We start from the raw sequence: 15780 nt of genomic DNA, 5'->3' as shown, positions 1-15780 counted from the left end.
CTTATTCTACCTCCGAAATTTTTACTGGTCTTCCCTCTTTCAGGGACCTGGTTGCCGCTGCTGCCATCAGTACCGGGTATAACCCATCGATACCGGTTACAGGGGTTTCTTTATCATTTACGATCGCATCCACAAAAGCCTGGATTTCGGAAACGAAAGCTCCTGTGTAGCGGTCCCACATGATCTTGTAAGTATTCTCATAGCTGGTCCTGCACTCATCTGATAATACCACGGTGTTCGGCACATCATTTTCATTGCGCACACAGCCTTTTGATCCGAATACTTCCACCCTCTGATCATAACCATAAACGGCTTTCCGGCTGTTGTCAATAGTTGCGATGATACCATTTTCAAATTTCAGCATAACGACCGCTGTATCTACATCTCCAGCCTCTCCGATGGCAGGATCAATCATGACGGAACCTGCTGCGGTCACCTCTGTCACCTCTGCCCCTGCCAGAAAACGTGCCATGTCAAAGTCATGGATCATCATATCATAGAAGATCCCGCCGGATACTTTCACATAGTCGATCGACGGCGGCTCCGGGTCTCTGGAGCTGATCTTGATCATCTGAACATCTCCGACTTTTCCTGCCCTGACCATGTCATACACGCCTCTGTGATTGTGGTCAAAACGGCGGCAGAATCCGATCTGCAGCTTTACGCCGGCTTCTTTTGCCGTGTTGATCGCTTCATGTACTTTTGCCAGATCATAATCAACCGGTTTTTCACAGAAGATATGTTTTCCGGCTTTTGCCGCTTCTATTATGTATTTGGAATGTGTGTCTGTTGAAGAACAGATCAGCACAGCCTCTATTTCCTGGTCATTCAGAATGTCTTCCGCATCTTTTGTCACATTTAAAACTCTGCAGGTTGTCTTCAGGTATTTTTCTGTCTCATCATTCATAAATGGATCAGCAACCGTCTTGATCTCAACCTCCGGCACGAACATTGCAATATTCTTTGCATGTACCTTACCGATTCTTCCCGCTCCGATAATTCCCGCTTTCATGGCAAATCCTCCCGATAATCCTTGATTCCCAGTAACAATTTTCATTTCCTGTCTCAACTTTTTGTGCTTTTGTAACATTTGTGCTTTTGCACTTATGATTATATCTGCTCAATCATCGGATGTCAATATGCGTTATTTTTTTATCATATATTTTGTTGATTTTGCATATATCTATTTTCAAAAATCCTTATTTTACGCGGGTTCCCCTGTGTTTTAATTAGTGAAATTACCGAACGTACTATTTACAAATACTCTGTGCCTGTGTTAAAATCCAACTATATAAAACCATTTGTTTTGTTGTTTGTCATGTGCTTTTGCACACGCCCAATGTCTGTGGACTGCATTATGAAAGGAATATCCACATTATGATAAATAAAAAACCTACCATCCAGATGGTGGCAGATATGGCCGGTGTCTCACGCGGTACCGTGGACCGCGTGCTGAACAGCCGTGCCCATGTCAGTCCGGAAGTCTATGAACGGGTCATGGATGCCATCCAGAAGACCGGATACCTCTCACCCAGAAATGCCTATCAGAAAACACTGCTGAATCAGAATTTCACACCGCTTAAGATTGGTGTGCTGCTGCCCAACTGGTCCGGACATTTCAAATGGGAAGTCTCAGACGGCATCGAGGCGGCTCGCTCAGAACTGTCTGACTTCAATGTAACAGTCATCGTCGAGGAATGCCAGACCGATATACCCGAGGAAAATCTGGAAAAACTGGAAAATCTGATCCATCAGGATGTACAGGGCATTGCTCTGTGTACCGTCAATGACCCTGCTATCAAGGACAGAATCGCCCGGCTCACTGAACAGGGAATCCCGGTGATCACATTCAACTCCGATCTGCCCGACAGCCGGCGCCTCTGCTTCGTGGGACAGGACTATAAAAAAAGCGGGCGCATCGCCGCTGAACTGATAGGAAAATGTATTCCGCAGGAGGGTAAGATACTTGCCGCCGTAGGAAATCTGGAATTCGACGGACACCGCACCAGGCTTCAGGGTTTCTGTGACCGTATGGAGGAGATCGGTTTTTCAAATGAACAGATCGAAGTGATCGAGACTTACAATGACTATCAGATTACTTACAAAAAGATCCTGCAGGCCTTTGAGGATAGCGGTGATATAGCTGCCGTCTATATGGCAAACCGCAGCGTCTCCGCCTGTGTCAGGGCCGTGGAGGCGGCAGCGTGTACAGGGAAAACCCGAGTGATCTGCCACGATATCTCAGAACGCACACGTTCTCTGCTGCAAAGCGGAGAGATTGACTTTTCCATCTCACAGGATCTGTTCCAGCAGGGCTATCTGCCGCTTATCTACCTGCGTGATTACCTTCATAAGGATAAGATCATTACACATCAGGACACGGTAAATCAGATTTCTATTATCTGTTCACAGAATCTGTAAAGCCCCTGTTATCCATTGATCATATGGAACAGCAGTATCAGGAGCGGTTGCACAGAAAAAGCCGTAGATTTTACTCTACGGCTGATCTTTCAGAAGACCCCTGCATATCTTTTCATAAGACCCGATACCCCGCAGCTGAACAGAATCTACAACGGACATTGGTAACGCTCTTTACCGACACTGTTTTTTCCATATTCAATAGCTTCTGCCGGGCATTTACAGATGCATGCCATACAGTGGGTACAGTTCTTTCCCCATACGGGTTTATTATCTGCGATCCGGATGTTATTAAGCGGACATTCTTTTACACATTTTCCACACCCTGTACAGTTATCCAAAGCCCTGAATTTCTTTGCCTTAACTATAAACTGATAAAACACAGAATTTACCACGGAGCTGTTTAATCTGTCAGCAACTTTATACTTATATTCAGGAAATGCCATTCCCCTGTGGATTATCTCTGCTGCCGACATAATCAAAGGCTCTGCCTTTTCAACAATCTGTCTCGCTTTTGCTTTATCCGGCGCTTCGTAAAGGGCAATATAATTTTCCGGCATGATAATACCCGTAACTCCCATATAAGTCATCTTTTTTCGATCGCAGAGCTTCTTGATATACTTGCCGGCATTTCCGATATTGCCGCCGCAGTTCATAATAAAGTAAGCCTGCAGGTTCCCCCTGAAACGGGTTTTGTCAATCCATGCCTCCACAACCCGCGGAATTCTCCACGCATAGGCAGGTACTACAAAGACCAGACTGTTATCTGTTTCTATGTCTGTAAAATCATGTCCCTGAATCCTGTCATTCATCGAGATCAGACTGTCCCCGGTCAATTCAGCTACCCGTCTGGCAATATACGCGCTGTTTCCTGTTCCACTAAAATATAAAATCATGCAGCTTCCTCACTCCTTTTAGCCATGCCCCCTCTGACCGGCACAGATTTCGTTAAACAACCATAGTATAACATATATTTTCCCAGGCGGCTCATTGGTAAAGGAAGTCGCGACGATAACGAAAGAAACCTGCTCCACAGGTTATGTGCACCATCCTCCGCGGAAATGTAGCTTTTATTACAGACATAATATCCTCCTCATTGTAAAATGTAACCGTATTCCGCCGACATATCAGCGCAGCAGCGTTTCCTCGGAACAGTATTTTTCCAGTGCAGGCAGGTCAATAATCTCAATCCATTTCCGATGTGTGGCAATGATTTGTTCGTTTCTGAGACGCGCAAAGTGTCTGGCCAGATTTACACGGTTAACGGCGAGGATATCCGCAATTTCATCCTGTGTCAGCTGAATAATATATGCCGTACTTTCAGATACATTCCGGGCAAACAAATACAGCAGATTACACAGCTTGATAAACGAATGATTGTATTCCTGATGGGCAGCCTCATACAGCAGCAGATTTACATATGTAGAATACCACTCCACGACTGCCGCACTCAGCTGCGGATTGCTCTCAAACATTGTACGAAACTCTGCCTTCGTGAACTCCAGCACCTGCATGTCTGAGATCGCTTTCGTGACAAGCGCACTTTCAATTTTAAAATCCTGCTGATGGTATCCTGGAAACACGGTCCGAATGCTGTGAAATGAAATGATCTTTCGATGACCGTTCTCGTGCTCCAGGCAATTTTGTGCAATGCCGGAAAGAATATAATGAATTCTCTGAAACGGCTGTCCCGGCTCCCACAGGTATTCCCCCCTGGCAATCATCCGTTTCCTGTGCGGCTGTGAGAGGAAATACTCATCAAACCGGCTGAAATCATTTGTAAAAAAATAACGTGGTGTGAGCACAGAAAATCACCATCCTTCCGCTTTACAGATCAGTAACCATCATATTTGTATTTTATCACAGTTTTAAAAAAAATAAGAAGAAGGAGCAAAAAAACATGAAAAAAGTTAAAATCACAGTATTGAAAACTACCCTGGACAAGGAATTAGCCGAAGAGTACGGTGCAAGCGGACTGACCGCCTGTCCGATGCTGAAAGAAGGCCAGGAGTTCTACGCAGACTATGCAAAACCCGATGGCCTCTGTGACGAGGCGTGGAAAGCAATTTATCAGTATGTATTTGCCCTGTCACACGGCCTGAAAACAAAACTGTTTTACTACGGTGACTGGATCAGGAAGCCCGGTGTCGCTATCTGCAGCTGTAATGACGGTCTCCGGCCCGTTATCTTCAGGCTGGAAGCAACCGACGAAGAATCCACGCCGGACTATATCCCTGTACGCTGATCATACGACAGACAACCGTTGCCCCGCGCCCCTACCTGATAAGCCCTCCAAGGATACCTGTTGCCACGATAACCAGGATTGGATTTAATTTCCATTTTTTCAGGCAGAACAGGGAGACCATAAAAATCGCTGCCACAGTCCAGTCAATACTGCTCCTCCCCGTCCACTGTGCATCTCCGGTAAATGCCACCATCAGGATTGTAACCGCTGCAGATGCGATTAGTCCCGATGAAGCCGCTTTCAAACCACGGAAAATCTCCAGTACATAGACAGATTTCCGGTGTCTCTTCAGGAAGCTGTATAGTGCGGAAGATATGACAACCCCGGAGATAACGCATCCGAAGGTTGCCAGCACCGCTCCGGGGATGCCTGCCACCTGCAGCCCGATAAAAGTTGATGTATTGACCGCCAGGGGTCCGGGTGTCATCTGGGAAATAGTGATGATATCTGTAAACGTCTGCTGAGAAACCCACCCGTGGCTGGCCACCACCTGCTCCTGAATCAAAGGAATGACCGCGTAGCCTCCCCCGATGCTGAACAGACCAATCTGAAAAAATGCCATAAAAAGCTGCCAGATTCTCATCTCACCGCCCCCTTCCAATCCAGACCTGTGCCGCGCACAGGCAGCAGCAGACGATCAGGATCACCGCAACATTGATATTAAAAATGAAACATGCCACAAAACATGCCGGCATCATCAACGTCAGCATCAGAGATCTTTCTTTCAGTATCATTCCCGTCATGTCCACCACAAAATCTACAATCAGTGCGGCAACCCCTGCCTGCATACCATTTAAAACAGCTGCAATCGCGGTATTCGCGGCAAATGCCGCATACCAGGCGGAAATCACCGCCAGTATGACCAGCGGCGGGATCACCGCCGAGACGGCACTGATTATTATTCCAGGCACACCCGCCGTCCGATATCCCGCCAGTGCAGACAGATTGACAGCGATCGCCCCCGGGGATGACTGGGCGATCGCTGCCATATCCATCAATTCTTCCTCACTGAACAGTTTTTTTTGAAAAACATAGTATTTTCGAATCATCGGTACTACTACATATCCCCCGCCAAATGTGAATGCACTGATAAACAGGTTGATTCCTGAAAGCCACACCCACAGTTTCATTTTTTTCCGCATCTTCTTGTCATCTCCTGCTTTCTTTTTCGTTTCTCTGTTTTTCATTATATCACTTGCAACCCCATACTAAAAACGATATTATTTTATAATAATCATAAATTTTACTTATGGAACAGGAGGATTCTGCCATGATGTCTCTCCGGCATTTTCTGATATTTCAAACAGTCGCCGAAACCGGTAATTTTACAAAAGCGGCGTCTAAGCTGTTTATCACACAGCCGGCTGTTTCCCTGGCCATCCGTGAGCTTGAGGCACGCACAGGGACAGTCCTGTTTGACCGGTTAGGCAAGCGCGTACAGCTCACCAGAAGCGGCCGGCTTCTGCTCGAAGACGTGCTTCCCATTCTGGCCGCCTGCGAGGCACTGGAAGACCGCATGGACCGTCTGGAAGGTGAAGCTCCCATCCACATTGTCTCAAGTATCACCATCGCTGCCTTCTGGCTTCCGTCCCTGCTGAAAACCTTTCAGGCACAGTGGCCAAATGTCGAGGTCACAGTCGAGGTCGTAAGTGCAGCCAACGCGATGGATATCCTGCGTCTCGGAAAAGCTGATCTCGCACTGATCGAAGGCTCACGTCCCCAGGGATGTTTTTCCTGCCGCACATTTGCTGCCTATGCCCTGAATGCTGTGTGTGCCCCCGGTTATTTATGTACGTCAGCCCCAATGGATCTGGGATCATTTTGCAGTCAAAGCCTGTTGTTGCGCGAAAAAGGAAGTGCCATCCGTGATGTGCTTGACAGTATGCTTCTTCTCGCCGGACATACCGTCCGACCCTCATGGACCAGCGTCAATTCCCTTGCACTGATCGAAGCGGCAAAATCAGGGCTTGGCATCACCGTTCTTCCTGATCTCCTTATAGAAAATTCACTGAGGAACGGTGATCTTGTCCGCCTGTCCGTTGACGGACTTCCTTTACGCAGCGAACTGTCAGCAATATGGCACCGGGACAAATACCTTAACGCCCCCATGAAGGCTTTCCTCACTCTTCTCTGCGATGCGCAATAACAATAACGGAAAGACAGACGGGCAGGCCGATCATGCCTGCCAGGCCAAACAGCTTCAGCCCCATAAACATGGCGATCAGTGCTGCCAGCGGATGCAGCCCGATCTGCTTTCCTACCAATCCGGGTTCCAGGATATTTCTGACAGCAGTGGTGACAAGATACAGGATCAGCATCCCTGCCGCTGTCTTCAGATCCCCGCGGACTGCCATCACAATCCCCCACGGGATCAGAATTCCTCCGGTACCGAGGACCGGTAGCATGTCAAACACGGCGATCGCCAGCGCTATGAGCACGGCATGCGGCACACGCATCAGCAGGAGCCCTGCGCTGAGTTCCACAAATGTGATGGCCATCAGCAGAATATACGCCCGGATATACACGCCAATGACACTCAGACTGTACATTTTCATTTTTTTGTAGCAGCTTTTCCATTTTTCAGGGATTATCCCTTCCACAGCTCCCACAATCCTATCGTAATCCGCAGAAAAAAAGAAGGTCGCCACCACTGTAATGATAGTTTTAGCCACAAGACCAGGTATTCCCGCCACATAACCCGAAACGAATGATAATGCATTTACAGATACCTGAGAAACCCACTGGCCCAGATTTTGTGTGAGCTCATTCAGGCTCTTATCCAGCATGGATATTGTCGTCTTGTCCCCTCTGGCAAATATGGATATAATCTTATCTATCACTTCATTCAGCCAGGGCAGGATCTCGCGGATATAAACATCCGGTAATTTGACCAGCAGTCCTCCGAGTAAACCTGTGACTTTACTTCCAATTATGATCATCAGAAAAACCAAAAAAATATAAACTCCTGCTGTTAAAGAAACTGCTGCCGGTTTTTGAATCGCTGGTTTTTTTACTGAAACTTTTCTCACAGGGCGGTTGAGTATTCCCGCCACAAGAAAAGCGATCAGAAACGGCATTACCATTGGTAACAGATATTGAACGCCCCAGATTATCATCACAGAAATCGTCAGATAATATCCTACATTGACCATAAAGTTTATTTTTTTTTCCATTACACACTCCTGACCTGCCCGCCCACAGTACATACACTGAGAAATTATATGCTGAAACCGGTTGACAGATATCTTCTTGCACAATGAAAACTTTTTCTGCTTCTATCTTCCTGACATCACTGCGGGAGATCGCCCACGCCCCGGGCAGACAGCTTCAGCCAGATTTCCATATTCTTCGTATCCCGGCTGTGGCTCGCATAACGTTCCGCGCAGAAGGGTTCTGTCTGCAGCTGACGCCTGGGAAGCCACGTGCCGAATACATACTGCTGCACTTTATAGAGGGTATCCATGACCAATGTCTCAAAATTTTCAGCCTCGAACGAACAGATGAGATATTCGCCCGGGGAAAGCTGCCAGCTTTTGTATCCGTCTCTCCCCTCACTGTCCTTTGCCTCGCCGCCTGCAAAATAAGTGAAATACCCCTCCTCGCAGCATGGATATGCCACACCAATTTCATCCCCCTCATTGACCAGAATATCCAGTTCTCTTTTTTGGTCATGAAACGTACGCCACAGAGTGTCCAGCGGATCAACTCCCGACTCCACTCCGAGTCCGTCGAGAAACTGGACCGGCATCTTTTTCTCCATGCCGATAAAATATTCCGGTGTCTTCAGTGTACGTCTGCTGATCTCCAGGACAATACCATCAGTGACCAGCGGTATTCCCTCGTCCAGAAACACATAGTTCAGCAGAAGCTGCGGTTTTGTCATCCGGTTCAAAGGTATGGGATTGCCGCGGTATTCGTCCGGTGTCATGCCAAAGGTCTCTTTAAAAGTCCTCGTGAAATGTTCATGTGACTGGAAACCAAGGTCCAGCGCAATATCTATGATCCTGTTGTCGTTGTCCGCCAGCACCTCGGTTGCTCTGGCAAGCCTCCGCAGCCTGATATATTCCATCACGGGCTTTTTCACAAGGCGACCAAAAAGCCGCTGATAGTAGAACGGCGACAACGCCGCTATCTCAGAAAGCTGCTTAATCTTCAGCGGTTCCCCAAGGTTTTCATCGATATAGTCCAGTGTTTTCTGGATTTGCTCCCATGCATACATTTGTTGTACCTCCTTCTTTCAGGAAAGAATAACATGACGCGGGATATTCCCGCTTGACTGTCAATGCTCTGCATATCACTGCTCCTCACTTCTGCGCAGCCTGTCAATCATACTCTCTTTTTGGGTCTTACGGTATATCAATGCCGGCATGATCATACACAGACACGCGATCACTGTAAATAAAAACAGATTCTCCCGCCATGGAATCGTATAGGGGATACGGTAAATATTCATATTCTGAAAAACTACGTAACTGAACGGAATGCCGGTCAGGATTGCTGCCATAATTGAAATCAATGCATAACCTGCTCCTTCGAGCGTCAGCATTTTTCTGATCTGTCCGGAAGTCATGCCAATGCTTTCCAGAATAGCAAACTCGTGCATCCTGTTCTGGATACCGGCTGCCATCATATTCAGATAATTCAGCACTGCCAGAACCGCCATGATGATCCCGATGCTGTTCCCCAGCACTTTAACCTGCATCTCAGAATTTTTCATGTCGTCATACCGCTCCAGTTTCGACTCCCAGGAGATCTTTTTGTCTCCGGCGAAAACTTCTTTTACTTTTTGTTCTGTTTCTTTTGAATAGGCTCTCTGATACTCTATATCGATCAGCTCAGCAAATGTCTCCCCCAGCAGTTTTTTCGCATATTTTTCACTGACAATAATATCCGGTATATAACCTCCTGCAAAGTACGCCGGATTGATGGTCCCATCGCCGACCGCTGCGATCCGGACAGAATATTCTTTTTCAGGCTCCCGCCCTTCTGGCAGTGAGAAGCGGACCGTCTTTCCCGTTAAACCACTGTCCCCGTCCGTAAAATAACTGACCAACACAGCTGTCTCTCCATTTTCAAACTCCGTTTTATCCAGCACATTTCCCAGCGATTCATTCAGTACTTCAAATCCCGCCTCATCAATGCCGATAAAACGCGGCATAAAACGGCCATTTTCCGGATTTTTCTGATACGATACCATATCCTCCTCGTAATTTCCCGGGCTGTATCTCGACTCATACAATTCTCTTAGATATGTCCCGTATATCTCTTCCTGATACGGAACAACAGCTGCGGTTGATGATACCCTGCGCACACGCTTCACCCCCGGGACCGCCTCTGTCCGGGCAATCCTGTCGTCCGTGATCAGCTGCTGCCTGTCGTCCTCCAGCGTGGTTTCATTTTTAAATTCAATATCCCGGGAGCAGATCGTATCCAATATTAACTTCGCGTCATTCTCCCTGATATATACATTCACGATGAGAAACACGGATACCGCTATGATCAGAGAGAGAAAGATTACGACCGCCTGCTTTTTATTCCGGAACATATTCTGAAATGCCATAAAGACAATGCCTCCGCCTTCTCTCTCCCGCGCTTTGCCGCTCCCCAAACCTCCTGTATACCTGATGGCCTCAATCGGAGAGCATTCCCCGGTCATCTTTGCCGGTTTTCTGCTGCTCACTATATTGGTCAAAAATGCAAATGCCCCCGCTGTTATAAAAACCCACGGCTGTGCCTGCACGACCTCCCCTGTGCCCAGTGACGCGTTGAGCAGATGCAGGATCTCAGGAATCACGGCCCTGCCAAGCAACGCTGCTGCCGCAAGCCCCGGCGGCGCTCCGATCAGAAAATTCCCAAGTGCCTGGCGGTAAATGATGCCTTTCAATTGAACTGAAGTCATACCGATCGTCTTCAACTGCCCGTAATACCGGATATTTTTTGAAATTGAAATGTACATGGTATTATAAATGAACAGATAGCCGCTTATAAAGATCATGGCCAGCATCCCCGCAAGCCCGATTGCAGTTTTACAAAAACTTTCTATCATATCGTAATCAGCCTCTATGATCTGATTATATCCCAGATCGATATTATTTTGCATCTTTACAATATCATCCTCTGAATACAATGCGTGATTCAACGAAATTTTCAGGCACCCCTGGGTAAAATCTGTCTGTTTCACCCCCGTCCGCTCAAAGAAAGTTCTGGATATATATCCGCTGTCTCTCCCGGTATAATCGACAAACCAGCCGGTCAGGATAAAATCCTGTTCCAGAATTTCTTCATTGGAGCCTTCCTCCAGCGTGAAGTAATCAAGCGGCAGAACCATGCCCTTTTTCGGATGCTCGATACCCATCGCTTTTAACACACTCCATGAGAGCATGATCTCATGTTCCTTCTCGGGATAACTGCCCTCATAACGCTCCAGCGCCGGGATTGTCTGCTTTTCCCAACAGGTCTCATCCAGCCAGTATAATCTCGTCTTGTCCAGCATTCTGCCCAGATACTGCTCCAGTACAGCACATTTAACAGCCACTCCTGCATATCTGACTTCGTCCATCGAACGGATTTTTTTGATCTGATCTTCTCTGGGTTCCGTCAGCTCAATATCATAGTCCATCCCGTTCATCCTCACCTGTCTGAGCGAGACAGTGTTCCAGTAGCTGACGCCGAGTGCCAGTACGACAGCTATCAGAAACGTCGTCAGTAAAATGGCAAACGCTGCGAGCAGATTCTGTTTTCTGTTTGCTCTGCAGGTAGTACGTGCCACTTCAGCCACAACTTTTTTATTCCGCACTCTGATCATAACCGCTGTCACCTCCGCAGATTCTTCCGTCCTCAAGCCGTACGATTCGCCCCGCCATCTGGGCAATCTCATCATTGTGCGTGATCATCACAATGGTCTGGCCCAGGCGCTCACTCGTTGTCCTGATCAGCCCCAGAACATCCTGACTGGTATGGCTGTCCAGATTCCCGGTCGGCTCATCGGCAAGAATGATCGCAGGCTTGGACGCCAGTGCCCTGGCCAGCGCTACCCGCTGCTGCTGTCCTCCTGAGAGCTGATTTGGCATCACGTATTTTTTTTCCGTAAGCCCCAAAAGTTCTATAATTCTTCCGATATACCTCTGGTCGGGCCTGATGCCGTCCAGTCTGACTGGCAGCACAATATTCTCGTACACATTCATAAGCGGAAGCAGGTTATAGCTTTGAAATACAAACCCTATCTTTCTCCTGCGGAATATGGTCAGTTCATCCTTCGACATTTCAGAAATATCTTTTCCCTCCACAATTACTTTGCCGGATGTAGGAATGTCCAGTCCTCCAAGCATATGCAAAAGTGTTGATTTGCCGCTTCCAGACTTCCCGACGATAGCAAGGAACTCACCCTTTTCGACTGTCAGGTCAATTCCGTCCAGTGCGCGGACCACATTTTCTCCCATTTCATAATACTTTTTCAGTTGTTTTGTAACTAAAATATTCATTATGCACCTCCTCTTCTCTGACGTTGAACTATTATTGTAACTGTTCAGGGCAGCTACATCATAGCAAAGTATTCTTTCTCAAACCTTTCTCAAAGGTGACATATCTGACACAATTGAAAATGCAGTCACTATATGATAATGACTGCATTCTTCACACTTTTGTCCGCGCTAAATATACTTCCACCGTCGTCCCTTCTCCAGGCTTAGACTTAATCCTCGCATATCCTCCCTGCTTTGAAAGCACAGCGCGCACCAGATAAAGACCGATCCCGAAACCAGGCTCATTTTTGACAACATCCGATCGGTAGAACCGCTCGAATACCCTTCCCTGCTCTTCCTCCCTGATCCCGATACCCTCATCCCGCACCCTAACGCAGACAAAAGACTCATACAGAACAGTTGTGATCTGAACAGCGGATTGCTCCGGGGAATATTTCACTGCATTTTCCAAAACATTCCCAAGCGCTTCTGTGGTCCACTTTTTATCCGCATAGCAAAACGCCTCTGTCTTTTCTATCTTCAAATCGATGTTCTTTTTCATGGCGGCCAATTCTGTCATCTGGCATGCCGTATCTATGACTTCTTCCACATTTATCATCTCCGGGCTTACGGAAATCATCGCCTGCTCTGTATAGGACGATTTTACGAGCTCTCTCATGAAAAAATCCAGCTTTTCTGTCTGCCGGTCAATCTTGTCAGTGAGCGCGGCAGCCCCCTCTTCCAGGCTCTGTTCTTTTAAGAGTCCCGTATAGAGCATGATATTCGTAAGCGGTGTCCTCACCTGATGAGAGATATCAGAAATCAGGGATTTGATAACATCGCGCTCCTCCCTGGCTATATCACTTTGCATTCTGGTGATCTGCACCACACGGTTCAGCCTCTCTCTGACCGCCCCGTCCAGCGATTCATCACAGGATGCGGCAGGCAGTTCTCCGCCGACAGCCCCATCCAGTGCCTGAAGAAGACTGTCTAGCGTGTTCTCCGTTTTCCTGCGGTAACGTATTATGACAGCCCCGCACAGGAAAGCACTCAGACCGAGCGTGATCAATGCAGTCAAAATATAGCCGTTCACAGACCTCTCTCCCACATATAGCCTTTACCATAGACCGTTTTAATAAAAACAGGTTTTGAAGATGTATCTTCCAGCTTGTCCCTCAGCCTCCGAATGCCCACCGACAGGGCATTGTCTTCAACATATTCTGTACCTTCCGGCCATACCCATTCAAGCAGCTGTTCTCTCGTCAGTATTTTTCCTTCATTAAAGACGAGCAGATATAAAATTCTCTGCTCTGTTTTGCTCAGTTCTGTCAGACATCCGTTTTTATAGAATTCCATCTTATCAAAATAAAAACGGAAAACACCATCTCTGTATTCCGACTTCTGTTCTTCTACATTCCGCCTGAGCAGAGCGCGTATTCTTGCTCGAAGCACCATAAGGCTGAACGGCTTTGTGATATAATCGTCCGCCCCGCACTCAAATCCTGTCACAATATCCAGCTCCATATCTTTTGCCGTCAGAAGTGCAATCGGCGTCCGGCTGGTTCTGCGGATTTCACGGCAGAATTTCAGACCGCTTCCGTCTGGCAGGTTGATATCCAGGATCAGCAGGTCAAACATTCTGTTTTTCAGCATTTCCCTGGCATCGGCTATCGTCTGACAGCGGACAAATTCCAGTTTGGGGCTGTTCAGGGATAACGTAATCCCCTCCGCCAGATCTTCATCATCCTCAAGTATCATAATAAACTGCTTCATCTTTCAAGACTCCCCACTTCATGATTGTTTCTTTCATATTGTATCAAACTGCCGCCCGAATAGCCAGTATCATTGGAAACATACGGTTAACGCTTGCACATTTCCCAATGATACTCTACAATAGAAACATCTATCCAAGGAGTGTGTAAACAGACATGACGATCAACAGGAATTTAAATAAATATTTTGAAATCATTGGTTTGCTGTACAGCAGTACACACCCGGAAGGCCTGGCAAAGGAAGTTTGGGATAAAGCAGCTGCTGAGCACGGGATCAACGGCGATGAGCTTTACCAGAAGGCCGGTGCCACATATAAGAAATATCTAACTGCATTTCAGAAGAACATGACCGCAGAAAATCTGGAGGATTTTGATTTTTTCTTTTCAGACGAGGCCGATGATTTTATATTGTTTCTTCAGACTGTCTGTGCCGAACACACCGAATGGTTTGAGGGTGATCCGGGCGGCATTACGGAAGATGCTGTTGTTCTGGCTTTTGCAAACAGGCTCACTGCGGACGACGCAGAGTCTTTCGCAGCACCGCCTTCCACGGACGAACTGATCCAGTTACTTCAGGCTGTCGGTTTTTCCTCCGAAATTTGCTGGAAGCTTATGCTGATCATGCAGTCGCCAAAAAAGAAGCTTGAAAATCTCACAGCCATTGTAGTTAACAGCATCCCAGCTTACGAAAAAGCTGTCACCGCTATCCGAAAGCCCTTGGATAAACTTCTGGCAAACTTCCCATCAGGCGAATATATAAGTTCGGCTATGAAAGAAGATGCTGTGCTGACGCCAGTCATGATTTTCCCAACAGGCGAACTAATCGATACAAATGAAACCACCAGCAATGCCTATATCGGTCTGTTTGTGGCCGATGTGTATCAAATGATGAAGAAACCGCAAAACTTTCGTGGCAATCTGCTCCCGGTCCTGAAAGCATTGAGTGACGGCAGTAAATTCGACATCCTGCTTTCGCTGATGACTTCTCCAAAATATAATCTGGAATTAGCCGAGGAACTGAATCTGACAGCAGCGACGGTCTCCCACCATATGAGTGTATTGTTGACTTATCAGCTTGTAAACGTTGAGAAAAGAGACGGGCGGGTATATTACACACTCTCTAAGGATACCCTCAGAGATCTTCTCTCTAAGCTGCACTCCATTTTTTCTATATAAAAAATTTTGTCTGAACCAAAAAAGGGAGCAATTCTGCTCCCTTTAAAGCTTTATCGACACAAAAGTTCCATCTGCCGCCTCCACATGGACAGCCTCCAGGCCTTTATTCTCTCTCAGAATATCCAGGCATTCACTCAGTATCATACTGATATTATCTTTTGTGATCAGACAGCGGTAAGGATCCGGTGTATGAACTCTTATATCCTCAAACACCCTGTCAGGAATCATTTTTACGACGAACCCGATCATGCTGACGGGCACAGGCATCGAGAACCGAAAATCTTTTGTCCTGATTTTTACTTTCATACACTTACCCTCTATTTGTCAACAAATATCCTGACCGTAGTTCCGTCTGCCGCCTCCACGTTGACAAAATCGCCTTCTATCTCGTCTTCCAGGCATTCAGAGATAGCGTCCATCATGCTGGACAGGTCGATGCCCTCCAGATCTTTTTCAGGAATCGGAAGTTTGCCCGTCACCCTCAGTATTTTTTTGATAGCCCCTACCGGAAATTGTATATTTACCTTATCGCCTGAGACACTGTCTACGATAACGCGGAACATTTTTTTATCATAACTGTTCTTTACAATAGCTGTCTGCTGTACCGGCAGTTCCACGTTCATGGCTGCCATCAGTTCTGACGCCTGTTCTGCTGTAATTGTCCCTTCTTCTACCATTTTTAAAATCCTCATTTTTTCGTCCATCATGA

General features: G+C 47.0%; 17 protein-coding genes. 4 read left to right on the top strand and 13 right to left on the bottom strand.

The annotated features are described in order from the left end of the window. Position 1 precedes the first annotated feature (1 nt). A complete protein-coding gene (gene iolG, locus MCG98_RS05465) occupies positions 2 to 1012 on the bottom strand; it encodes an inositol 2-dehydrogenase (protein ID WP_240300782.1) in 1011 nt (336 codons plus the stop codon). A gap of 365 nt (positions 1013 to 1377) precedes the next feature. Here iolG and MCG98_RS05460 point away from each other — a divergent pair, with 365 nt between their 5' ends. Further along, a complete protein-coding gene (locus MCG98_RS05460; protein WP_240300781.1) occupies positions 1378 to 2421 on the top strand; it encodes a LacI family DNA-binding transcriptional regulator in 1044 nt (347 codons plus the stop codon). A gap of 146 nt (positions 2422 to 2567) precedes the next feature. On the opposite strand, the gene MCG98_RS05455 is transcribed toward MCG98_RS05460, so the two are convergent. Further along, complete coding sequence (locus tag MCG98_RS05455; RefSeq protein ID WP_240300780.1) at positions 2568 to 3314, bottom strand: EFR1 family ferrodoxin; 747 nt, start codon at positions 3312 to 3314, stop codon at positions 2568 to 2570. 231 nt (positions 3315 to 3545) lie between these two features. Continuing rightward, positions 3546 to 4223, bottom strand: a complete 678-nt coding sequence (locus tag MCG98_RS05450) for a Crp/Fnr family transcriptional regulator (protein ID WP_240300779.1) — start codon at positions 4221 to 4223, stop codon at positions 3546 to 3548. A 95-nt stretch (positions 4224 to 4318) separates the two neighbouring features. Between MCG98_RS05450 and MCG98_RS05445 the strand changes: the two genes are divergently transcribed. Beyond that, the gene (locus MCG98_RS05445; protein ID WP_240300778.1) at positions 4319 to 4663 is read left to right on the top strand and encodes a TIGR04076 family protein; all 345 of its coding nucleotides are present in this window, start codon (positions 4319 to 4321) and stop codon (positions 4661 to 4663) included. Positions 4664 to 4694: 31 nt separating this feature from the next. Here MCG98_RS05445 and MCG98_RS05440 read toward each other — a convergent pair whose 3' ends face one another. Beyond that, positions 4695 to 5246: a chromate transporter gene (locus MCG98_RS05440; protein ID WP_240300777.1), complete on the bottom strand. Its 552-nt coding sequence runs from the start codon at positions 5244 to 5246 to the stop codon at positions 4695 to 4697. Between the two features lies 1 nt (position 5247). Continuing rightward, positions 5248 to 5805, bottom strand: a complete 558-nt coding sequence (locus MCG98_RS05435) for a chromate transporter (protein ID WP_240300776.1) — start codon at positions 5803 to 5805, stop codon at positions 5248 to 5250. 128 nt (positions 5806 to 5933) lie between these two features. Here MCG98_RS05435 and MCG98_RS05430 point away from each other — a divergent pair, with 128 nt between their 5' ends. Continuing rightward, the gene (locus MCG98_RS05430) at positions 5934 to 6809 is read left to right on the top strand and encodes a LysR family transcriptional regulator (RefSeq protein ID WP_240300775.1); all 876 of its coding nucleotides are present in this window, start codon (positions 5934 to 5936) and stop codon (positions 6807 to 6809) included. Here MCG98_RS05430 and ytvI read toward each other — a convergent pair. From ytvI to MCG98_RS05400, 6 genes are all read right to left on the bottom strand, one after another. Continuing rightward, positions 6784 to 7836 (bottom strand): sporulation integral membrane protein YtvI, encoded by a 1053-nt coding sequence (gene ytvI / locus MCG98_RS05425; protein WP_240300774.1) that lies wholly within the window; start codon positions 7834 to 7836, stop codon positions 6784 to 6786. The two genes, MCG98_RS05430 and ytvI, sit on opposite strands and share 26 nt — an antisense overlap. Before the next feature lie 116 nt (positions 7837 to 7952). Further along, positions 7953 to 8882 (bottom strand): helix-turn-helix domain-containing protein, encoded by a 930-nt coding sequence (locus tag MCG98_RS05420; RefSeq protein ID WP_240300773.1) that lies wholly within the window; start codon positions 8880 to 8882, stop codon positions 7953 to 7955. 75 nt (positions 8883 to 8957) lie between these two features. Next, the gene (locus MCG98_RS05415) at positions 8958 to 11468 is read right to left on the bottom strand and encodes an ABC transporter permease (protein WP_240300772.1); all 2511 of its coding nucleotides are present in this window, start codon (positions 11466 to 11468) and stop codon (positions 8958 to 8960) included. Beyond that, the gene (locus MCG98_RS05410; RefSeq protein WP_240300771.1) at positions 11449 to 12144 is read right to left on the bottom strand and encodes an ABC transporter ATP-binding protein; all 696 of its coding nucleotides are present in this window, start codon (positions 12142 to 12144) and stop codon (positions 11449 to 11451) included. The genes MCG98_RS05415 and MCG98_RS05410 overlap by 20 nt, the downstream gene beginning before the upstream one ends. Before the next feature lie 151 nt (positions 12145 to 12295). Beyond that, positions 12296 to 13216: a HAMP domain-containing sensor histidine kinase gene (locus MCG98_RS05405; protein ID WP_240300770.1), complete on the bottom strand. Its 921-nt coding sequence runs from the start codon at positions 13214 to 13216 to the stop codon at positions 12296 to 12298. Then, complete coding sequence (locus MCG98_RS05400; protein WP_240300769.1) at positions 13213 to 13896, bottom strand: response regulator transcription factor; 684 nt, start codon at positions 13894 to 13896, stop codon at positions 13213 to 13215. The genes MCG98_RS05405 and MCG98_RS05400 overlap by 4 nt, the downstream gene beginning before the upstream one ends. Before the next feature lie 155 nt (positions 13897 to 14051). Here MCG98_RS05400 and MCG98_RS05395 point away from each other — a divergent pair, with 155 nt between their 5' ends. Next, the gene (locus MCG98_RS05395) at positions 14052 to 15071 is read left to right on the top strand and encodes an ArsR family transcriptional regulator (RefSeq protein WP_240300768.1); all 1020 of its coding nucleotides are present in this window, start codon (positions 14052 to 14054) and stop codon (positions 15069 to 15071) included. Positions 15072 to 15113: 42 nt separating this feature from the next. Here MCG98_RS05395 and MCG98_RS05390 read toward each other — a convergent pair whose 3' ends face one another. Next, positions 15114 to 15377: a hypothetical protein gene (locus MCG98_RS05390; protein WP_240300767.1), complete on the bottom strand. Its 264-nt coding sequence runs from the start codon at positions 15375 to 15377 to the stop codon at positions 15114 to 15116. An 11-nt stretch (positions 15378 to 15388) separates the two neighbouring features. Beyond that, positions 15389 to 15775: a hypothetical protein gene (locus MCG98_RS05385; RefSeq protein WP_240300766.1), complete on the bottom strand. Its 387-nt coding sequence runs from the start codon at positions 15773 to 15775 to the stop codon at positions 15389 to 15391. Positions 15776 to 15780 lie beyond the last annotated feature (5 nt).

It is taken from the genome of Ruminococcus sp. OA3 (assembly GCF_022440845.1).
GTDB lineage: Bacteria > Bacillota > Clostridia > Lachnospirales > Lachnospiraceae > Ruminococcus_G.
Note: the sequence above shows the minus strand (reverse complement) of the source record. Positions and strands in the feature narration are given on the sequence as shown.